Origin of the sequence: Bradyrhizobium cajani, from assembly GCF_009759665.1 — a bacterium.
In the GTDB taxonomy this organism is placed as follows: Bacteria; Pseudomonadota; Alphaproteobacteria; order Rhizobiales; family Xanthobacteraceae; genus Bradyrhizobium; species Bradyrhizobium cajani.
Genome location: NZ_WQNE01000022.1, coordinates 1 through 20,532, shown reverse-complemented (window position 1 = coordinate 20,532; position 20,532 = coordinate 1). Strand labels below are relative to the sequence as shown.

Genomic DNA, 20,532 nt, shown 5'->3' with positions numbered 1-20,532 from the left:
CTTCCGCCGCCTTACTCTCTCACTACCATCCCTTTGATCCGTCAACAAAATGGCTGCCCCGTGGCACCGTCAATATATGGTTAATATTTCCTCCGTTGTGGCCCGGCGGCCACGGGGGGTGCTTGGCATCTGCGCCGCAGCTGGCCCATAGTGCGCAACGTCAGTGAATCGCCGTTCAGGTCCGGGGCTGTGGCCGGGTCTGCCAAACGGAAAAAGCCCCATGCTTTCGAGGAGTTATCAATGTCCGATGCCATCAAGGTCGGCTTCGTCCCGCTCTCTGCCGCCCCCCGTGGCATCGTGGTTGTGTTCTGTGACGACAGCCTGAAGGTCGGTCCGGCCACGGCCAAGGCGCTGGGCGATGCCACCGGGCTCGTGAAGCGGGCGGCTTCCGCCGCCGCCTTCAAGGGCAAAAGCGGCGCCGCGCTGGACATTTTGGCCCCGGAGGGGGTGAAGGCCACTCGCCTGATCGTGATCGGCGCCGGCAAGGCGGCGAGCCTGAAGGCCAGCGACTTCCTCAAATTCGGCGGCGTGGCGGCAAGCAAGCTTCCCGCCGGAACCGCTGCCATGACCATCATGGCGGAACTGCCCGACGGCGCCATGACGAGCGAGCAGGCGGTCGCGATCGCCTCTGGCCTGCGGCTGCGCGGCTACAGGTTCGATCGCTACAAGACGAAGAAGAAGGACGGCGAGGAGGGCGGCTTGCGCGCCGACGTCTCGCTTGCGGTCGGTGATGCCACAGCCGCGAAGAAGGCGTTTGCCTCGGCCGGTCACGTCGCCGACGGCGTGATCATCGCGCGCGACCTCGTCAATGAGCCGCCGAACGTGCTCTACCCCGAGGAATTCGCGCGTCGCGCGGGCCTGCTGCGCAAGCTCGGCGTCAAGGTCGAGGTGCTCGACGTCAAGGCGATGAACAAGCTCGGCATGGGTGCGCTGCTCGGCGTCGGCCAGGGCTCGGCGCGGCCGAGCCGCACCGTGATCATGCGCTGGGACGGCGGACGGAAAGGCGAGGCCCCCGTCGCCTTCGTCGGCAAGGGTGTCTGTTTCGACACCGGCGGCATCTCGATCAAGCCGGCCGGCAGCATGGAGGACATGAAGGGCGACATGGGGGGCGCTGCCTGTGTCGTCGGCCTGATGCACGCACTTGCGGCGCGTAAAGCGCGGGTCAACGTCGTCGGCGCCATCGGCCTCGTCGAGAACATGCCCGACGGCAATGCGCAGCGGCCGGGCGACATCGTCACCTCGATGTCGGGCCAGACCATCGAGATCATCAACACCGATGCGGAAGGCCGCCTCGTGCTCGCCGACGTGCTCTGGTACGTGGCGAAGAAGGTGAAGCCGAAATTCATGGTGGATCTGGCAACGCTGACCGGCGCCATCATGGTCGCGCTCGGCACCGAGCATGCCGGCATGTTCTCCAACAATGACGAGCTGGCCGACCGGCTGCTGGCGGCCGGCATCGAGAGCGGGGAGAAGGTCTGGCGCATGCCGCTCGGCCCCGAATACGACAAGCTGATCGATTCCCAGTTCGCCGACATGAAGAACACCGGCGGCCGGCATGGCGGCTCGATCACCGCGGCGCAGTTCCTCCAGCGCTTCGTCGACGGTACGCCCTGGGCGCATCTCGACATCGCCGGCACCGCCATGGGCGCGCCGAAGACCGACATCAACCAGAGCTGGGGAAGCGGCTATGGCGTCCGCCTCCTGGATCGTCTGGTGGCAGATCATTACGAGCGCAAATGACCCAAGATGACTGAAGTGCTGTTCTACCATCTGCAAAACAAGACGGTGGAGGACGTGTTGCCGCCGCTTCTGGAGAAATCGCTGGAGCGCGGCTGGCGCGTCGTGGTGCAGTCGACCTCGCCGGAGCGCGCCGACGCGCTCGACGCCCATCTATGGACTTATCGCGACGATTCCTTCCTGCCGCATGCGACATGGCGCGTGAACGATGCCGCCGATCAGCCGATCGTGCTGGCGGTCGAGGAGGACAATCCCAACGGCGCCGCTGTCCGCTTCCTGATCGACAATGCCGCGCTGCCGCAGGACGCGCAGGGCTATGAACGCATGGTGCTGCTGTTCAACGGCGACGATCCGGACGCGCTCGCCTTCGCCCGCAGCGCCTGGACGGATTGCAAGGCGCGCGGATTTGATGTCACCTATTGGCAGGCCGACGAGCGGGGCCGGTGGCAGCGGCGGAATTAGCGTCGTTCGCAATTAATGATAATTTGTACTTTTCGGGCAAGGCTGGTCCTGGTCTCCTTCTTGGCCACCTTCGTGCCGCAAAGGGATGTTGGGACAATCGCTTAGGGCTGGTCCTTCACGCGGGGAATTTGGTTTATCGTGCGACATCAAAAGCTTCCCAGCTCGCTCATAGTTGTGTTGGCTGCCGTAGCACCGCTTGTCGCGGGCTGCTCGGGCGCCTCTGATCTGTTGTCGAAGGATGCCGAATGGTTCCAGAGACCCGGCCGTCTCTTCATCAAGAACATCTCGATCGAATCGCCGCCGCTGACTCCCGACAAACCGGTCGGGGCCGAGGATCTGGTCAGCGCCGACGGCGCCTGTCCCGGCATGGCGCCGCCGCCCGGTCCGGCCGATGCCAATGCCTCGACGACGGCGCCGATGGGCGGCACGGTCGCGCTCGGCCACACCGAATGTGACGTGGTGCGCGGCATCGGCGCGCCCTCGACCGTCAACCTCTCCAACGATGCCGCTGGCCGCCGCGTTACCGTGGTGACCTGGACGACCGGCCCGCGCGCGGGCATCTACACGTTCACCTCCGGTCGACTGTCCTCGATCGAAGGCGTGCCCGAAGCGCCGGTCGTGCCGAAGGGGGCAAAGCCGAAGCCGAAGAAGAAGCCGGCGTAAGCGTCTTGCTTGCGCGTGCCCCGGATGCCGCGCGGACTTAGCTACAGCGCCCGCATCTCGCTCGATCGCACCCAGATGCAGGTGGACGACCGCCTCGTCAGCCTGTCACCGGGGATGGCGGTGACGGTGGAGATCAGGACCGGCTCACGCACCATCCTGAGCTATCTGCTGTCGCCATTGCAGCGCTACCGGCACCGGATCATGCGGTAGCGGTAGCTGGGATGGCGCTGTAGATTCTTGCGATCCAGCCGCCGCAACACTCCGATGAAGTCACTTTCCCGATGGCCGCGCGGCCCGGAATGCGCTCATATGGAGCCACAAAAAACTGGAGGAAAGTATGCGGTTCATCGCGATCATCTCGGCGCTGCTTCTGCCGCTCGGCGCGGCCGTCGCCCAGGACTATCCGGCGAGGCCCATCACCATGCTGGTGCCATTCGCCGCCGGGGGACCGACCGACACCATCGCGCGCCTGACCGCCGCGGGCATGGCGAAATCGCTGGGACAGCAGGTCATCGTCGAGAACGCGACCGGCGCCGGCGGCACCATCGGCGCGACCCGCGCCGCGCGCGCGCAGCCGGACGGCTACACGCTGCTGATCCATCATGTCGGCATCTCGACCGCCGCGACGCTGTACCGCAATTTGAGCTATGACACGAAGACGGCCTTTGCGCCGATCGGGCTTGTGACCAACGCACCGATGACCATCATCGCGCGGCCGGATTTCCCCGCCAACACGCTCAAGGAACTGGTCGCCTACGCCCAGCAGCAGGGCGACAAGCTGACCTACGCCAATGCCGGCCTTGGAGCGGCATCGCATCTGTGCGGCATGCTGTTCATGACGGCGATCCAGAAGCAGCTCACCACCGTGCCCTACAAGGGCAACGGCCCGATCATGAACGATCTGCTCGGCAAGCAGATCGATCTCACCTGCGACCAGGCGACGAACACCACCGGCCCGATCACCGCCAAGCAGGTCAAGGCCTATGCGATCACCACCAGGGAGCGACTGAAGAGCCTGCCCGATCTGCCGACGGCCGACGAGGCCGGTCTCAAAGGTTTCGAACTCGGCGTCTGGCACGGCATCTATGCCCCCAAGGGCACGCCGCCGGCGGTCGTTCAGAAGCTGACGGCGGCGCTCCAGTCGGCGCTGAAGGATCCCACGCTGATCGCCCGCTTCAACGACATCAACACGGAGCCAGTCCCGCAGGACAAGGCGACGCCCGAGGCCTTGGGCGCGATGCTGGCGAGTGAAATCGACCGCTGGGCGCCGATCATCAAGGCAGCCGGGCAATACGCGGACTGAGCCCGGAGGTGCGAAAATTGCGCCGAAGACGCCACCTCGAGTGACGCCGGTGGATCGGGAAAGAGCAACCAGCTCAATGGCTAATGTGCAGGCAGCAAAATACCGGTACTGTGCATGGGGTTGTTTTTCCGAATTTGATTGAGCCGGCCGCGCGGCGGGCTACCCCGCCGCCTCGTCGAACTGCGCGCTTGCCTCGAGCCACTGCTCCTCGGCACGCGCCAGCGCGTCGGCGGCATTGGCGCGCGCCTTCGACAGCTGCGCGGCCTGCTTGGGATCGCGGGTGAAAATGTCGGGCAGGGCCAGCGCCGTGTCGATCTTGCTGATGATCTCGCTGACGCGGGCGATCTCGGCTTCGGCCTCCGCGATGCGCTTCTTCAGCGAGCCGCGATTGTCCGATCTCGGGCGCTGCGGCTTCTCGCTCGCGGGACTGCGTTCTCGCGGGTCGTCCGCGTTGCGTGTGGACAACACCAGGCGGCGATACTCGTCGAGATCGCCGTCGTAATTGGTCACGGTACGGTCTGCGACGATCCAGAGCCGCTCGGCGCAGGCCTCGATCAGGTAGCGGTCGTGCGAGACCATGATCACGGCGCCGGGGAATTCGTTGATCGCCTCGGCGAGCGCGGCGCGGCTGTCGATGTCGAGATGGTTGGTCGGCTCGTCCAGGATGATCATGTTGGGGCCGAAGAAGGTCGCAAGTCCGAGCAGGAGCCGCGCCTTCTCGCCGCCGGACAGTTTGCCAGCCTTGGTGTCGGCCGCCTTGCCGGAGAAGCCGATCGCGCCGGCGCGCGCGCGCACTTTCGCTTCGGGCGCATCGCCCATCAGCTTGCGGACGTGATCGTAGGCCGAGGCGTCCTCGTTCAGCTCGTCGAGCTGGTGCTGGGCGAAATAGGCGATCGACAGCTTGTCCGCGCGCGTCACTCTGCCCGAGAACGGCGCGAGGCGCCCCGCCAGCAGCTTGACCAGCGTCGACTTGCCGTTGCCGTTGGCGCCGAGAAGCGCGATGCGGTCGTCATTGTCGATGCGCAGGGTGACGCGATTGAGCACGGGGCTGGCCGGGTCATAGCCGACCGACACGTTGTCGGCCGCGATGATCGGCGGCGACAGGATCTTCTCCGGCGCGGGAAAGCTGATCTCGCGCACGTCCTCGGTGACCAGCGCCGTGATCGGCTTCAGCCGCTCCAGCATCTTCACGCGGGACTGCGCCTGGCGCGCCTTCGACGCCTTGGCCTTGAAGCGGTCGACGAAGGCTTGCAGGCGCGCGCGTTCGGCTTCCTGGCGCTTGACCTGCTTGGCATCGAGCAGCTCACGCGCGGCGCGCTGCTCCTCGAAGGAGGAATAGGTGCCCTTGTAGAGCGTGAGCTTGCCGCGCTCCAGATGCAGGATCTGGTCGACCGAGCTTTCCAAGAGGTCGCGGTCGTGGCTGATCACGATCACCGTGCGCGGATAATGGGCGAGATGGTCTTCGAGCCACAGCGTGCCTTCGAGGTCGAGATAGTTGGTGGGCTCGTCGAGCAGCAGCAGGTCGGGCGCGGCGAACAGCGTCGCAGCCAGCGCGACGCGCATGCGCCAGCCGCCGGAGAACTCGGCGCAGGGCCGCTCCTGATCGGCGGCGGAGAAGCCGAGGCCGGAGAGGATCGCGGCCGCGCGGCTCGGCGCCGAATGCGCGTCGATGTCGACGAGGCGGGTCTGGATCTCCGCGATCCGGTGTGGATCGATCGCACGCTCGGCCTCGGCGAGCAGCGCGTCGCGTTCGAGGTCGGCCTTGAGCACGACGGAGATCAGGCTTTCGGGGCCGTTCGGGGCTTCCTGCGCGAGGCTGCCGACGCGCCAGCGCGGCGGCAGCGTCACCGAGCCGTGCTCGGCCGCGAGCTCGCCGCGGATCACCTTGAACAGCGTCGACTTGCCGGTGCCGTTACGCCCAACCAGGCCGACGCGCGATCCGGGTGTGATCTGCACGGAACTCTGGTCAATCAGAAGGCGTCCGGCGAGGCGGATGGAGAGGTCGGTGATGGACAGCATGCGGCCTTGTCACCGCAGCCGGGATCAAACGCAACCCGTTTTTCGGGGGCGGCCGGTCAGTGCGTGTCGAGATCGCGCTTCTTCAATTCGTTGAGAAGATATTCGAGATGCGTCGGGAGCCGGGGCTCGGGACGGAGGCTCTGCTGGAGCCGCTCGCCCACGGCATCGCAAATCGAGCGGCTGGTGCGCCGGTCGATCTGTTCGGTGTCATTGGCAAAAAGGCCAGCCATCGCGGGTTCCGTGTTCTCGAAGTAAGGACACGATACCAAGTCATTGACCCCCAAATTGGTTTCGCCCCTCGCGGGGATTGCCGGGCCTTCTAGTGAAAATTGTATGAATTCGCGTCTATCCGCTTAAATACGAAGCCCCGGCGCAGGGGGAACGCCGGGGCTTCGCTTGGAAGGCACCCTGGGGCTGGGTACCCTAAGAAGGTGCTGTCGGGCTCAGTAGCAGCGGTTGATCATCCGCCAGCGGGGTCCCCAGGGGGTCGGGACCAGCCGGCGCACGTAGCAGCCGCCATATCCGTAAGAAACGACGGGGCCTCGGGCATAGAAGCGCGGTCCGCCCCAGCCGTGATGGCCGCCGTGCCAACCGCCGCCGTGCCAGCCACCGCCATGCCAGTGAGCGGAGGCGGAGGTCGGCGCCACCGCGGCACCCAGCGCGACCGCGGCGATGGCGGCAAGCGAAACTTTCCTCAACATGGTGATCTCCTCAAGAGTGCCGGCGCGGGCCTGTCGCGTCGATGGAAGGGCCGCCGAAACGGGCCGCTTCATGAGCAGGCTTTCGTTTCGATGGCTCTCACCCTATCCCGGCGAGGCTGAACCAAACCCTGATGCGGGCTTCAGAATAGGTTCATCTGGGTGAAATCGCGGTAATCCATGCCGAATCCCCCGAGGCCTCGGCCCTGCGGCGAAGCGCCTGTGAGGCCGTTCCGGCGGTCGCTTGCCGTCCGGCAAAGGCGCCGATATAAGCCCCGCAACTCCGAACCACCCGGTTTCCCTCAAGGACAAGATCATGGCGATTGAACGCACCTTCTCGATCATCAAGCCCGACGCGACCGAGCGTAACCTGACCGGCGCGGTCAACGCCGTGATCGAGAAGGCGGGCCTGCGCATCGTCGCCCAGAAGCGCATCCGCATGACCAAGGGCCAGGCCGAGACCTTTTATGCCGTCCACAAGGCGCGCCCGTTCTTCGGCGAGCTCGTCGACTTCATGACCTCGGGCCCGGTCGTCGTGCAGGTGCTGGAAGGCGAGGGCGCGATCGCCAAATATCGCGAGGTGATGGGCGCGACCGATCCGGCCAAGGCGGCCGAGGGCACCGTCCGCAAGCTCTACGCAAAGTCGATCGGTGAGAATTCGGTGCACGGCTCGGATGCCCCGGAGACGGCCGCGATCGAAATCGCGCAGTTCTTCTCGGGCAACGAGATCGTCGGCTGATCCATCAGCCGACAGGTTAGGACGACGGGGCGAAAGGACTCATTGTGAACTGGCTCTGGCAGATCTTCGATCCCGCCACGATAGGGGCGTTCTTCATCCAGTTCCGCAGTGAGATGGCCGAACCGACCTTCTGGATTGCGGTCGGCAAGATCATCTGGATCAACATCCTGCTCTCCGGCGACAACGCGCTGGTGATCGCGCTCGCCTGCCGCGGCCTGTCACCGCGGCACCGGCTCTGGGGCATGATCTTCGGTGCGGGCGCCGCGGTGATGCTGCGGATCATCTTCACCGGCATCGTCGCGAGCCTGATGGAGTTGCCCTACCTCAAGCTGGTCGGCGGTCTCGCGCTGATCGTGATCGCGGCAAAGCTCCTGGTGCCGGAAAACGAGGACGAGGACGACGTCGAATCCGCCTCGCATCTGTGGCACGCCATCCAGATCGTTGTGGTCGCCGACATTGTCATGAGCCTGGACAACGTCATCGCCGTGGCCGCCGCCGCCAATGGCAGCGTGCCGCTGCTGATCCTCGGCCTTGCCATCAGCGTGCCGCTGATCGTCGCCGGCGCGGCGTTGATCATGGCGCTGCTGGCGAAGCTGCCGGTGCTGGTCTGGGCCGGCGCGGCGCTGCTCGGCTGGATCGCGGGCGAGGTGATCGCGACCGATCCCGGCATCGCGCCGAAGCTGCACTCGCTGTTCGACGGTCCGTTCGGCGCCTCGCTGGACAACATGCTCGGCGCGTTGCGCATCCCGCCACAATTCACCCATGGCGGCGGGGGCGGCGAATATCTCTGCGCGCTTCTCGGGGTCGTCGTCGTGCTGGTCGTCGGCTTCATCTGGCGCCAGCGCAGCCTGAGCCAGGCCGCGCTGGAATCCTCCGAGCGCCACGCCAAGGCGTCGGCGGAGTGATCGCGACGGGATGATTTGTCTTGCGTGCCTCTTCCCGGTGGGGAGAGGTCTCGCGCGCGATCATTCCGGCGCACGTTGCGACAGCCATCCCAACTGAACCGGTCGTCATCGACGAAAGCACCATCGCTTGATGAGCGGCGGGTGGCCGGACGACGCGGGCAAGCATCTGCACCTCACAGCAAACTCGCCCTTGGAGCGGTAGCGAACAGTTGCGGTTCGGCACTTCGTGCCGTGATCCCCAGCGCTCGCAACCTCCGCGCGATTTAGACTTTGTCTCATTCTAAACTACTGAAAATAAAGGCGCTTTTGTTGACTCGGCGGCTCTTCCCGCGGCAGGTCGCAGCAATCCTTGTTCCTGCCAAACCGGAAGCTGTTGAGAAATGCCGTCGAGAGTCATTTGCCGTCCCGTTGCTATTCTTGCCGCTCCGGTCAAATCACGTCCCAGGTTCCACAGGCCGACGGCTTTCGCGGCCTCTGTCGTCTCCATCGCCCTGTTCGGCGACGGCTTCCTACACCGCAGCAACGCGCAAAGCGCTGCGACGGAGGCGGAGCGGGCGGCCACGTTGCCGGCGGTGACGGTCACCGCAGACGCGCCAAAGCAGCGCGCACGTCCACGATCCAATCCAGGCCGAAGGGCGGACCGCCAGGGTTCGCCGGCGAACGAGCGAGCCAAGTTGCAGACGGAAGCGGCCCCCACGGCTGCGAGGCCGGGCGCACTTCCGCCGTCCTATGCAGGCGGGCAGGTCGCCCGCGGAGGCCAGGTCGGCCTCTTGGGCAACAAGGATTTCATGAATACGCCGTTCAACATCACGAGCTACACGGCGAAGAAGATCGAAGATCAACAGGCCGTTACGATCGCCGACGTCGTCACCAACGATCCCTCGGTCCGCTTAGCGAGCCAGCCCGGCGGTATTTTCGACTCCTTCTTCATCCGCGGCTTTCCGATCGGAGAGGGCAATGTCGGAGAGATCGCCTTCAACGGCGTCTACGGCGTTGCACCGAACTACCGCGTGTTCACCGATTACGTCGAACGCATCGAGATCATCAAAGGCCCGACGGCGCTGCTTTACGGCATGGCCCCAAACAGCAGTGTCGGCGGCACCATCAACATCGTTCCAAAGCGTGCCGGGGACGTCGATCTCACACGGGTCACGACCGACTACGCGACGAACTCCCAGCTCGGCACGCATCTCGACGTGAGCCGACGGTTCGGCGAGAACCGCGAGTTCGGGATTCGCGTCAATGGCAGCTATCACAACGGCGATACGCCGCTGGACAACCAGACCCGCGAGGCGCATGTCGGTTCCGCGGCGTTCGACTATCGCGGCGAGAAGTTCAGAGCCTCGCTCGATTTCATCGATCAGGAGGAAAAGTTCGACGCGCCCACGAGGCCGTTCCTGGTCGCAACGGGCGTAGCCGTCCCGACCGCGCCGGTCGGGCGGCGCAATGTCACGCAGGCCTGGGAATGGGCCAAGGTTCACGACAACTCGCTGCTGGCGCGCGCCGAATATGATGTGACGGATTCCGTCACGGTCTTCGCCGACGGTGGTGGCGGCAGGACCCAGGTCGATCGTCTGTTTGGTACGCCGACGATCCTGAACGCGGCCGGCAACACCACGTCGACGCCGGGACACTTCAAATTCGACATCGACCGGAACGTCGCCGACGCCGGGGTGCGCGCCCGGTTCGACACCGCCGCGATCAGTCACGCCGTCACCTTCCAGGGCAGCTACTATACGGACGAGATCTCGCGAGGCTCGGTGAACGGCACGCCGGTGCTGTCCAACATCTATGCGCCGATCGCCCGTCCCCAGCAGCTCGTTCCGGCCCCCGCGACCGTGCCGAGGCTGTCGGACACCGAGCTGACCGGCCTTGCGCTGGCAGACACCATGTCGGTCTTCCAGGAGCGACTTCAGCTGACCCTCGGCGTCAGGCAACAGGGCGTCAAGTCGAACAACTACAACACCACCACGGGAGCCGTGACCTCCGCCTACGACCAGACCGCGTACACACCGATGGTCGGCGTGGTCGTCAAGCCCTGGAGCAACGTTTCGCTCTATGCCAATTACATTGAAGGGCTGAGCAAGGGGGATGTCGCGCCGTCGACGGCGGCCAATCAGGGAGAAGTCCTTGCGCCTTATTTCAGCAAGCAGAAGGAAGCAGGCGTCAAAGTCGACTTCGGCATGCTCGCGACCACGGTCAGCCTGTTCGAGATCACCAAGCCGTCGGGACAAGTGGGTGCCGACAACGTCTTCCGGGCCGATCAGGAGCAGCGCAATCGCGGCGTGGAATTCACCGTGTTCGGAGAAGTGCAGCCGGGCATTCGCGTTCTTGGCGGGGTGACGTTGATCGACGCGGAGCTGACGAAGACGAACACGCTGGCCAATCTCGGCAAGACGCCGATCGGCGTGCCCGAGGTGCAAGCCAATCTGTCCGCCGAATGGGATACCCCGTTCGCACCCGGACTGACGCTGGTCGCAAACACCATCTATACCGGGCACCAATATCTGAATGGGGCGAACACACAGGTCGTTCCGGCCTGGACGAGGCTCGATCTGGGCGCGCGCTACAACACGCGCATCAACAATCGGCCCGTCACGGTTCGCGCTCTCGTCCAGAACGTGTTCGATACCAATTACTGGGCTGGCGTCGCGAGCTTCTCCGCACTGGCGCAAGGCGCACCGCGAACCCTGCTCTTGTCGATGTCGACCGATTTCTGAGCCAGAATGGACGAAACAATCAGGGCGCCACGGCAAGACAGCTTCGCGCCCGCCCGACCCAGAATGATGTCCGGGCGGGTGCGGCGCGGGCTGCTGTGGGCTCACCGATGGTTCGGTTTGATCGGCGGGGTCGTCGTGGTGCTGATAGGCCTCACGGGAAGCTTCATCGTCTTCTACCGCGAGATCGATGCCGCACTGAACCCGGCGCTATACACCCCGGCGGGCCCGGAACAACGAGTCACATTGAGCGGGGTGATGCGCGCCGCGGCGGCAGCGGATCCGGCGCCGATTGCCACGATCCTGGCGCCGGACCGGACCTGGCCGGTTTGGATCGTGATCCATGCGCACGAAACCGCACCAGGCAGCTACCCGAACCGGTGGACGACCATGGTCGATCCTTCGAACGGGAAAGTGCTCGGGCGGCGTGACTACGCCAACGCGTTCGCGCTCAAGATTTATCGTCTCCATTTTACGCTCTTGCTCTATGAGTTCTGGGGCAAGGAGCTGGTCGGCGCAGCCGGGTTCGTGCTGCTCGGTTTGGCGGTCTCAGGCCTGTTCCTGTGGTGGCCGAAGCCGGGGCGATTCTGGCGATCGGTCTCGGTGCGCAAGAACGTCTCGCTGCTTCGATTTGTTCTGGACGTTCACAGCGCGGCCGGCTTTTGGGCGCTGTCCGTGCTCTTGTTGATCTCAATCACCGGCGTCGGCATCGTCTTTCCCGATCTGGTGCGGCCCATCGTTGGCCTTCTGTCGCAACCGACGCCCGATCGCTCGCCGCGGGTCGAAGTGCCGCCTCCGGCAGGGACGCCGCTGCTCTCACCCGACGCGATCACGCAACGCGCGCAGGAGGCCAAACCCGGTGCGACGATCGCCATGCTCAACCCGCCAACCGCAACGCGCAACACTTGGCGGGTGCAGTTCCGTCCTGATGGTGCTGATCCCGCCGTACGGTCGCGTGGGGCGATCTGGCTCGACCCGTGGAGCGGTGCAGTGGTGCACGACCGCACGCCGGGCGCCATGTCGATGGGGGACCGCTATCTGGCCGAACAGCTCTGGCTCCACAACGGTGCGACGTTCGGATTCGCAGGGCGCCTGCTGGTGTTCGCAGCCGGCTTCGCGCCACTTGTCCTGTTCGTCAGCGGCTTGATGATGTGGCTCAAGAGACGTCCCAGGAGGATGGGACCCGGCTAAAGGGTTAGCGCCGCACGATCGAGCCGGAGCGGCTGACCAGGCGGGCAAGCTGCTTGAATCGGCTGCCGACGCGGTCGGCGACGAGGTCGCCGAGCCGATGCTCGAACACCAGCATCAGATTGCGGCTCTGGCTGCGGAAATGCGTGGCGGGCAAGACACCCGGACGCGCCGCCGAGATCAGATGCGCGACGCGGAACGCCGCGCCCAGCAGGCGGGCGCGTTCGAGCTGCGCCGGCGTCAGCAATTCCTGCACGGTGAGGGGCGGCTGGTTTTCCTCGCTGAGGCCCGCGTAGCGGTAGAACACGGACAGGCCGACGAAGGCGCGCTCGGTGTGGGTGATCGCGCCGAAATTGGCGTTGACGACGAGGCTCAGCGTCTGCTCGCCGCGGTGGTCGGGATGCACCCGCCAGCCGATGTCGGACAGCAGGCACGCGGTGTGGCGCAGGCGGCGGTCCTCTTCGGTCTCGCGCAGCTTCACCACGCGCGCCAGGCGGTCGGTCCAGGCAATCAGCTCGCGCGCGTGCTTGGCCGAGCGCGACAGGAGCTGGTTGAGCTCTTCCGCCGCGCAGATCAGTCCGTCCTTGTTGCGCTCGGATTCCGCCAGCTTCTCGTGCAAGAGACCCTCGCGCACGCCGAAGGTCGAGAACACGATGGTCTTGGGCTTCGCCACGCGGATGATGTGCTCGAGCACCAGGGCGGCATAGGTGAGGAGCGGGCGGCGCGCATCGGCGACGATCTCGATGTCGGCGAGCATGTCGGCGGCCGCGAGCCGCCGTAACCTGCGAGAGAAGTCGAGCGCCTCGGCGGCCGAGATCGAATAGCCGTGCATCACCTGGAGCGGATAGCCGCTCTGGATGATGTGGATGCGCGCGAGCGCGCGCCAGGTTCCGCCGACGGCGTAGAAGGTGCGGCCGCGGCCCGCGGCGAACTGCGGCACCTCGTCGATCGCTTCGCGGACGATGCGGTCGGCGCGCTTGAGCGATTTGTGCGCGAGGTCCTGGAGCGCGAGGCCGCCGAGCGGCAGCGTCACGCCGCTGCGCACGCTGTTCCCGCGCACGTCGATCAGTTCGAGCGAGCCGCCGCCGAGATCGCCGACGATGCCGTCGGGGCGGTGGATGCCGGAGATCACGCCGAGCGCCGACAGCCGCGCCTCGCGCGGGCCTGACAGGATCTCGATCTGCACGGCGCAGATGCGCTCGGCCTTCGCGATGAAATCGGGGCCGTTGGAGGCATCGCGGCAGGCGGCTGTCGCGATCGCGAAGACGCGCCCGACCTGCATCACGCGGCACAGCGCGCGAAAGCGCTTGAGCGAGGTCAGCGCCTTGTCGACGGCGTCGGGCGCGAGCAGGCCCGTGCTCTGCACCTCGCGCCCGAGGCCGCACAGCGTCTTCTCGTTGAAGATCGGGATGAGGCTGCGCGCCAGCGCCTCGTAGACGACGAGACGGACCGAGTTGGAGCCGATATCAATGACCGCGACGCTCGAGCCGCGCTTACGCGGCCGCTTCACGTCGAGAATCCCGGATCAGGGCTGATGACGTTCGTTCCGGCGCGTGAGACGGCGCGGCGAGGATTCCTTGAGCGACTTTCCACGGCCAGACAGACTCGGATTTGTCATGAAGTAGTTGTGGACGTTGAAAGGCTCCTCGCCCTTCGCGGTCTTCATACGCGTTGAGGACCCGTCCGGCAACAACTGCCAGCTCTGCTCATTATCCTTCAGATTCGCGACCATGATCTGTTCGAGAACCTGCTGATGCACCGTGGGATTTTGCAGCGGACACAGCACCTCGACGCGGCGGTCGAGGTTGCGCGGCATCATGTCGGCCGATGAGATATACACAGCCGCTTTCGCGCTCGGCAGGCCCTGGCCCATGCCGAAGCAGTAGATTCGGCCGTGTTCCAGGAAACGTCCGATGATCGACTTGACGCGGATGTTCTCGGACAGGCCGGGAATGCCGGGCCTGAGGCAACAGATACCGCGCACCACCAGCTCGACCTGCACGCCGGCCTGCGAGGCCTCGTAGAGCGCGTCGATGATGTCGGGGTCGACCAGCGCGTTCATCTTCATCCAGACCGCGCCGGGACGGCCGTGCCGCGCGTGCGCGGTCTCGCCCTGGATGTGCTCGATGATGCGCTTGCGCAGGGTCAGCGGCGACACCGCCATCTTTTCCAGATCGCTCGGCGCCGCATAGCCGGTGATGAAGTTGAACACCCGCGCCGCGTCGCGGCCGATGGTCGGGTCCGAGGTGAAGTAGGAGAGGTCGGTGTAGATGCGCGCGGTCACCGGATGATAGTTGCCGGTGCCGGTATGGACGTAGGTCGTGAGGCTGCCGCCCTCGCGGCGTACCACCATCGAGAGTTTTGCGTGCGTCTTCAGTTCGAGGAAGCCGTAGACGACCTGCACACCGGCGCGTTCGAGGTCGCGCGCCCAGCGGATGTTCGCCTCTTCGTCGAAGCGAGCTTTCAGCTCGATCAGTGCGGTGACGGACTTGCCGGCCTCGGCGGCTTCGGCGAGCGCGCGCACGATCGGCGAGTTGTTGGAGGTGCGGTAGAGCGTCTGCTTGATCGCGACGACGTCGGGATCGCGCGCGGCCTGCTGGAGGAACTGCACCACCACGTCGAAGGATTCGTAGGGGTGATGGACGATGAGGTCCTTCTGCCGGATCGCGGCAAAGATGTCGCCGCCATGCTCGCGCACGCGCTCGGGATGGCGCGGCACGTAAGGGGTGAATTCGAGGTCGGGCCGGTCGAGGCGGGTGAGCTGCGAGAGCTCGTTCATGGCGAGCACGCCATCGACCAGGAAGACCTCGTCGTCGGCAGCCGACAGCGCGTGCTGCACGAAGCTGCGCAGCTCCTCCGGCATCTTGGCGTCGATCTCGAGCCGGATCACCGACCCGCGGCGGCGCCGCTTCAGCGCGGTCTCGAACAGGCGGACGAGATCCTCGGCCTCTTCCTCGATTTCGAGCTCGGAGTCGCGGATGATCCGGAATGCGCCCTGGCCATGCAGACTGTAGCCGGGGAACAGGCGGTTGATGAACAGGGCGGTGGCCTGTTCCAGCGTGATCAGCCGGACGGCCTTGCCGTCAACCGGCAGGCGGATGAAGCGGTCGATCTTGCCGGGCATGCGGATCAGCGCGTTCATCTGCTTGCCGTCGGCCTCGCGCGTCAGCTGGAGCGCGATGGTGAAGCCGAGGCTCGGAATGAACGGGAAGGGATGGGCCGGGTCGATCGCGAGCGGCGTCAGCAGCGGGAAAACGTTGTTGAGGAAGTAGTCCTCGATCCAGGTCCGTTCCGCCCTGGTGACGTCCTTGCCGTCGACCAGCACGATGCCGACCTCGGCGAGCGTGCCGCGCAAGTCGCGCCAGATCGCCTGCTGGTCGGAGGCAAGCTGGGACACCGTGCGATTGATCAGCGCGAGCTGCTCGGATGGCGTCAGGCCATCAGGGGCGCGTTCGGCGATGCCCTCGCGCACCTGGGCCTTGATGCCGGCGACGCGCACCATGAAGAACTCGTCGAGGTTATTCGCTGAAATCGACAGGAAGCGCACCCGCTCCAGCATGGGATGGCTGGGATTGACCGATTCCTCCAGGACGCGGCGATTGAAATGCAGCCAGGACAGCTCGCGGTTGATGAATCGCTCGGGGCTGGAGGCGATCGCCGGCAAGCCTTCGGCTTCCGGAGCTTTTTCTTTGATTTCAACGGCTTGCGCAGAGTCCATCAGAAGTCGGTCCATCCAGTTCGCCCCAATTTGCGACTTATACGCAAAACCGGCGGGAGCATGTGTTAGAGCGATGACGTTTCGATGACATTGATGTTCCGCCGCCCCGCCGCGTCAAGCGGCCTTGGAGCGCCCGCGGGCGGGTCAGGCGTCCCGGAGCAGCTCGGCTGCCAGCGCCCGGGTGACGGGGCGGCCGAGCCGCAGGGCCTCGCTGTCGAGCAGTTCCACGGCCTGCCGGGCGGCAGCCGACGAGCGCTCCAGGCGGGTGGCGAGGTAGCTGACCACGGTTTCGTCGACGGTGAGCTGGCGGTCGGCGCAGAATTTGACGATCAGGCCCCGGAACAGCTGGTCGTCGGGCGGCAGCAGCGAGATCACCGGGACCGCGCGCAGCCGCGAGCGCAGATCGCGGAGCTCGATCTCGAGCGACGCCGGCACCACGCGTCCAGTGAGGAGGACGTAGGCACCGTCCTCGCGGGCGAGGTTCATCAGATGGAAGAGGGCGCGTTCGTCGAACTCCCTGGCCTTGAGATCCTCGACCACCAGCGCCCCGGTGGCGAGCGCGCCTGGGACGGCTTCCGAGGTCAGCCCGATGGCAGTGGTCGAGCGGGCGCCGGCATCCTCGGCCCAGATCGCGGCGAGATGGCTCTTGCCGCTGCCTTCCGGACCGGCCAGCCACATGATCCGGTTCGGCCACTCCGGCCAGCTGTCGATCAAGGCGAGGCCGGCGGCGTTGGCAGGGCCTTCGAGGAAATTGTCCCGGCTCCGGCTCTCCGCATGCGGGAGCGAAAATGCCAATTGTCGGGGATGAACGCGGCCTGCCACGCTTGCTGTACTCCGTGCCGGCGGACCGGCCTTGCTCGAAATGATTCGACCTATTCGGACGCGAGTTGGCCTTTTGCGGGGCCGTTCCGCAGCCGCTATCGCGCCTGCCTCGCGCTCATTTGGCTTCGATCGTGCTCATGTGCCGCAGCCACTCGACGAGGTAGAGCGATACGGAAGAGAGCGTGAAGACGGTGACGAGGCCCATCAGGATCATATCATAGGGCGCCGGGTTGAAGCCGAAGGCGAGGGAGGCGAGCACGAGTGCCGCATAGGCCACCTGGGCCGCCGTGTTGAGCTTCGACACCTTCGACGGCTTCATCTCGACCGGCTTGTCGAACAGCCAGGAGACGATCACCGCAGTGACGATCATGATGTCGCGCGAGACCACCAGGATCACGATCCAGCGCGGGATGTCGCCCCAGATGCCGAGCGCCAGGTAGATCGACACCAGCAGCGCTTTGTCGGCGAGCGGATCGAGCAGGGCGCCGAGCTCGCTGCGCATGTTGAAGCGCTTGGCCAGGAAGCCGTCGACGGCGTCGCTGATGCCGGCGATCAGGAAGACGGCGAAGGCCACCTCCATTTGGCTCGACACGATGGCCCAGACGATGATCGGGACCAGCATGATGCGGCCCAGGGTAATGATGTTCGGAATACTCACGCGGCGCTTCCCGGCACCCGGCCTGACCTCGAATCCGGCCCCCTTCGAGGCTGAACCGGTTGATATCTCTACATAGTATACGGAGGTGCGCCATGCGAGCCATTGCGCGTCCCCGGAATTCGACGTAACCAGCCGCAAACCCACTGGAAATCGGGCATGACCGACCGCAAAAACGGCCTCACCTACGCCGATTCAGGCGTCGATATCGACGCGGGCAACCGCCTGGTCGACCTGATCAAGCCGATGGTGCGCGCCACCGCACGCCCCGGCGCCGACGCCGAGATCGGCGGCTTCGGCGGCCTGTTCGACCTCAAGGCGGCCGGTTTCAAGGACCCCATCCTGGTCGCCGCCACCGACGGCGTCGGCACCAAGGTCAAGATCGCGATCGAGACCGGCCTGCATGGCGGGATCGGCATCGACCTCGTCGCCATGAGCGTCAACGACCTCGTGGTGCAGGGCGCCGAACCGCTGTTCTTCCTCGACTATTTTGCCTGCGGCAAGCTCGATCCGGAGGCGACCGCGGCGATCGTCGCCGGCGTCGCGGAAGGCTGCCGGGAGTCCGGATGTGCCCTGATCGGCGGCGAGACCGCCGAGATGCCCGGCCTCTACAAGGACGGCGACTACGACCTCGGCGGCTTTGCCGTCGGCGCCGCGGAGCGGGGAACGCTGCTGCCGCGCAAGGACATCGCCGCGGGCGATGCCGTGATCGGCCTCGCCTCGTCGGGCGTGCACTCCAACGGCTTCTCGCTGGTGCGCAAGATCGTGGAACAATCCGGGCTCGGCTTCGAGGTGCAAGCGCCATTCGCCCCCGTGATGACGCTGGGCGGCGCGCTGCTGACGCCGACGCGGCTCTACGTCAAATCCTGCCTGCGTGCGATCCGCGAAACCGGCGCGGTGAAGGGGCTCGCCCACATCACCGGCGGCGGCTTCACCGACAACATTCCGCGCGTGCTGCCAAAGCATCTTGGCGTCGGCATCGATCTGGCACGCCTGCCGGTGCTGCCGGTGTTCAAATGGCTGGCCGCGCAGGCCGGCATCGCCGAGCTCGAGATGCTGCGCACCTTCAACTGCGGCATCGGCATGATCGCGATCGTCGAGCCGGACAAGGTCGACAAGGTGGTCGAGGTCTTCACCGACGCCGGCGAGACGGTGGCCCAGCTCGGCACCGTGATCCCGGCCGAGGGCGAGCACCGCGTCGTCTATAACGGCCACCTCGACCTGGCGCAGTGATGAAGCGTCGTGTCGCCATCCTGATTTCCGGTCGCGGCTCCAATATGGCCGCGCTGATCAGGGCCGCTGCTGCTGCGGATTTCCCGGCGGAGATTTCGCTCGTCATCTCGAACAAGGCCGATGCCCTGGGGCTCGAACGGGCCAGGGCGAGCGGCGTGAACACGCAGGTGATCGAGAGCAAGCCGTTCGGCAAGGACCGCGCCGGCTTCGAGAAGGTGCTGCAGGCAGCGCTCGACGAGCACGGCATCGAGCTGATCTGTCTCGGCGGCTTCATGCGCCTGTTCACGGCGGAGTTCACCAGGGCCTGGTACGGGCGGATGCTCAACATCCACCCGTCACTGCTGCCGTCCTTTCCCGGTCTCGACCCGCACGGCCAGGCCCTGCGCGCCGGCGTCAAACTGTCCGGTGCGACGGTGCACTTCGTCATTCCCGAGACCGACGCCGGCCCGATCGTGATGCAGGGCGCGGTCCCCGTCAGCGATCACGACACGGCGGATACGCTGTCCGAGCGCATCCTCGAGGTCGAGCACCGCATCTATCCCGAGGCGCTGCGCTTGCTCGCCACGGGCAAGGTCCGGATCGAGGGCGACGTGTGCAAGACAGCCGGAAGCTCTGCGTCGGAGAATTTTTTGGTTGCGCCAGTGGTCGGTCGATAGGCCTTGCTCGGCTCATAAGCCGCGAAATTCCCAATCGTGCCCTTTGTAGGTTGGACGAGGCTGATCGAATACGCCTGCGAAGGTCTCATCCGGAAATTCTGAGCCGAAGACGTCGAAAGCAGTATTCACCTCGAAGCGGGCGCGCGGAGCATCGTGCTCCGAAGCCGGAGGGTGGTGCTCTTTAGTCGTCTTCGGCGGTTGTTTGGTGGTCACAGTCTTCTGCTCCAGAGCAGATTTCCTTCTTGTATCATTCAATACAAACAAAATCCCCCGGCAGAGCCGGGGGCAACGTCATGATCTCTCGCGCTTGGCTTTGAGAGAAATCAGGAGACCTTGAGATTCTCCGCGGACGATTTGCCGCGGTTCTCCACGAGGTCATATTCAACCACCTGGTTCTCGTTGAGGGTCGAGAGTCCGGCGCGCTCGACGGCCGAGATGTGGACGAACACGTCCTTGTCGCCGCCGTTCGGCTTGATGAACCCATAGCCCTTGGTCGGGTTGAACCATTTGACGGTGCCCTTTTGCGGCATCGCTCATCTCCTCCACTAGATACAAAAAAGACGCGGCCGCTTTTTCGCGTGCCACGCCACAAACGGGCTTCCGTAAGTCTGTTCGAGTCTCAACGTCGCGAAACGCACAGCCGAGCGGCCAATTCCGATTGTGTGAGATATTGCAACATGAAAATCGCGCGTTAGCAAGCAGAGCGCGAATTTCAAGACCGGGTCGGCTGTCACCGCGTGCAATTTGCGACCTGTGGCAGCAGAACCACAATCAGGAGCAATCCCCCTTGTCTGGAGGTGCCAGCCGGTTGACCCTCCGTGACAGTTCGGCGCAAATCGCCGCATGCGTGCGCCGCGCGTGTTGCATTTTTGCGCGCCGCCATTTTGCTTCGGGATTTGTCGTCATGTGCTGCACTGCGCAGCCTTCAGGGACACGGCAGACGATCGGGCTGAACTGCGTCCGCCGGGTCGCGGCCGCGGTCGCAATGGTGTTGGCGCTCGTCGTGATGATGTCGGC

19 protein-coding genes and 1 pseudogene are annotated in these 20,532 nt (G+C 65.3%); 11 read left to right on the top strand and 9 right to left on the bottom strand.

Annotated features, from left to right (window positions below; genetic code table 11):
- Positions 1–240 precede the first annotated feature (240 nt).
- The 5 genes and pseudogenes from GPL20_RS24155 to GPL20_RS24135 all read left to right on the top strand — a co-directional run bounded on the left by GPL20_RS24155 (position 241) and on the right by GPL20_RS24135 (position 4,165).
- Positions 241–1,740 (top strand): leucyl aminopeptidase, encoded by a 1,500-nt coding sequence (locus GPL20_RS24155; RefSeq protein ID WP_157332270.1) that lies wholly within the window; start codon positions 241–243, stop codon positions 1,738–1,740.
- Positions 1,741–1,746: 6 nt separating this feature from the next.
- Complete coding sequence (locus GPL20_RS24150) at positions 1,747–2,199, top strand: DNA polymerase III subunit chi (protein WP_157332268.1); 453 nt, start codon at positions 1,747–1,749, stop codon at positions 2,197–2,199.
- A 177-nt stretch (positions 2,200–2,376) separates the two neighbouring features.
- A complete protein-coding gene (locus GPL20_RS24145; RefSeq protein ID WP_157332266.1) occupies positions 2,377–2,862 on the top strand; it encodes a hypothetical protein in 486 nt (161 codons plus the stop codon).
- A gap of 36 nt (positions 2,863–2,898) precedes the next feature.
- Positions 2,899–3,072: pseudogene (locus GPL20_RS24140) on the top strand (HlyD family type I secretion periplasmic adaptor subunit); the annotation flags it as partial.
- Positions 3,073–3,199: 127 nt separating this feature from the next.
- Positions 3,200–4,165, top strand: a complete 966-nt coding sequence (locus tag GPL20_RS24135; RefSeq protein WP_157332264.1) for a tripartite tricarboxylate transporter substrate binding protein BugD — start codon at positions 3,200–3,202, stop codon at positions 4,163–4,165.
- 159 nt (positions 4,166–4,324) lie between these two features.
- Here GPL20_RS24135 and GPL20_RS24130 read toward each other — a convergent pair whose 3' ends face one another.
- The 3 genes from GPL20_RS24130 to GPL20_RS24125 form a co-directional block, all read right to left on the bottom strand.
- Positions 4,325–6,184 carry an ABC-F family ATP-binding cassette domain-containing protein gene (locus GPL20_RS24130; RefSeq protein ID WP_157332262.1) on the bottom strand — a complete coding sequence of 620 codons (1,860 nt, stop codon included), beginning with the start codon at positions 6,182–6,184 and terminating at the stop codon, positions 4,325–4,327.
- 56 nt (positions 6,185–6,240) lie between these two features.
- A complete protein-coding gene (locus tag GPL20_RS38945; protein ID WP_167533184.1) occupies positions 6,241–6,414 on the bottom strand; it encodes a hypothetical protein in 174 nt (57 codons plus the stop codon).
- A 213-nt stretch (positions 6,415–6,627) separates the two neighbouring features.
- A complete protein-coding gene (locus tag GPL20_RS24125) occupies positions 6,628–6,885 on the bottom strand; it encodes a sulfur globule protein precursor (RefSeq protein WP_157332260.1) in 258 nt (85 codons plus the stop codon).
- Between the two features lie 313 nt (positions 6,886–7,198).
- On the opposite strand from GPL20_RS24125, the gene ndk reads away from it, so the two are divergent.
- From ndk to GPL20_RS24105, 4 genes are all read left to right on the top strand, one after another.
- On the top strand, positions 7,199–7,621 hold the full coding sequence (ndk, locus tag GPL20_RS24120) for a nucleoside-diphosphate kinase (protein ID WP_128925319.1): 423 nt from the start codon (positions 7,199–7,201) through the stop codon (positions 7,619–7,621).
- 44 nt (positions 7,622–7,665) lie between these two features.
- Entirely contained in the window at positions 7,666–8,526 is an 861-nt protein-coding gene (locus GPL20_RS24115; RefSeq protein WP_254125227.1) for a TerC family protein, read from the top strand.
- A gap of 788 nt (positions 8,527–9,314) precedes the next feature.
- Positions 9,315–11,246, top strand: a complete 1,932-nt coding sequence (locus tag GPL20_RS24110) for a TonB-dependent receptor (RefSeq protein ID WP_157332496.1) — start codon at positions 9,315–9,317, stop codon at positions 11,244–11,246.
- 6 nt (positions 11,247–11,252) lie between these two features.
- Positions 11,253–12,434 carry a PepSY-associated TM helix domain-containing protein gene (locus tag GPL20_RS24105; RefSeq protein ID WP_246250890.1) on the top strand — a complete coding sequence of 394 codons (1,182 nt, stop codon included), beginning with the start codon at positions 11,253–11,255 and terminating at the stop codon, positions 12,432–12,434.
- Positions 12,435–12,438: 4 nt separating this feature from the next.
- On the opposite strand, the gene ppx is transcribed toward GPL20_RS24105, so the two are convergent.
- From ppx to GPL20_RS24085, 4 genes are all read right to left on the bottom strand, one after another.
- Complete coding sequence (gene ppx / locus GPL20_RS24100; protein ID WP_347340041.1) at positions 12,439–13,941, bottom strand: exopolyphosphatase; 1,503 nt, start codon at positions 13,939–13,941, stop codon at positions 12,439–12,441.
- A gap of 15 nt (positions 13,942–13,956) precedes the next feature.
- Positions 13,957–16,149: an RNA degradosome polyphosphate kinase gene (locus GPL20_RS24095; RefSeq protein ID WP_167533192.1), complete on the bottom strand. Its 2,193-nt coding sequence runs from the start codon at positions 16,147–16,149 to the stop codon at positions 13,957–13,959.
- 144 nt (positions 16,150–16,293) lie between these two features.
- Entirely contained in the window at positions 16,294–16,971 is a 678-nt protein-coding gene (locus GPL20_RS24090) for a P-loop NTPase family protein (RefSeq protein WP_254125231.1), read from the bottom strand.
- A gap of 115 nt (positions 16,972–17,086) precedes the next feature.
- Positions 17,087–17,629 carry a CDP-alcohol phosphatidyltransferase family protein gene (locus GPL20_RS24085; RefSeq protein ID WP_254125233.1) on the bottom strand — a complete coding sequence of 181 codons (543 nt, stop codon included), beginning with the start codon at positions 17,627–17,629 and terminating at the stop codon, positions 17,087–17,089.
- Between the two features lie 156 nt (positions 17,630–17,785).
- Here GPL20_RS24085 and purM point away from each other — a divergent pair, with 156 nt between their 5' ends.
- Complete coding sequence (purM, locus tag GPL20_RS24080) at positions 17,786–18,859, top strand: phosphoribosylformylglycinamidine cyclo-ligase (RefSeq protein ID WP_157332258.1); 1,074 nt, start codon at positions 17,786–17,788, stop codon at positions 18,857–18,859.
- The gene (gene purN / locus GPL20_RS24075) at positions 18,859–19,515 is read left to right on the top strand and encodes a phosphoribosylglycinamide formyltransferase (RefSeq protein ID WP_157332256.1); all 657 of its coding nucleotides are present in this window, start codon (positions 18,859–18,861) and stop codon (positions 19,513–19,515) included. Before purM ends, purN begins: the two co-directional genes overlap by 1 nt.
- A 12-nt stretch (positions 19,516–19,527) precedes the next feature.
- On the opposite strand, the gene GPL20_RS24070 is transcribed toward purN, so the two are convergent.
- Both GPL20_RS24070 and GPL20_RS24065 read right to left on the bottom strand, forming a co-directional pair.
- The gene (locus GPL20_RS24070; protein ID WP_157332254.1) at positions 19,528–19,728 is read right to left on the bottom strand and encodes a hypothetical protein; all 201 of its coding nucleotides are present in this window, start codon (positions 19,726–19,728) and stop codon (positions 19,528–19,530) included.
- A 110-nt stretch (positions 19,729–19,838) separates the two neighbouring features.
- Entirely contained in the window at positions 19,839–20,045 is a 207-nt protein-coding gene (locus tag GPL20_RS24065) for a cold-shock protein (protein WP_008551638.1), read from the bottom strand.
- Positions 20,046–20,532 lie beyond the last annotated feature (487 nt).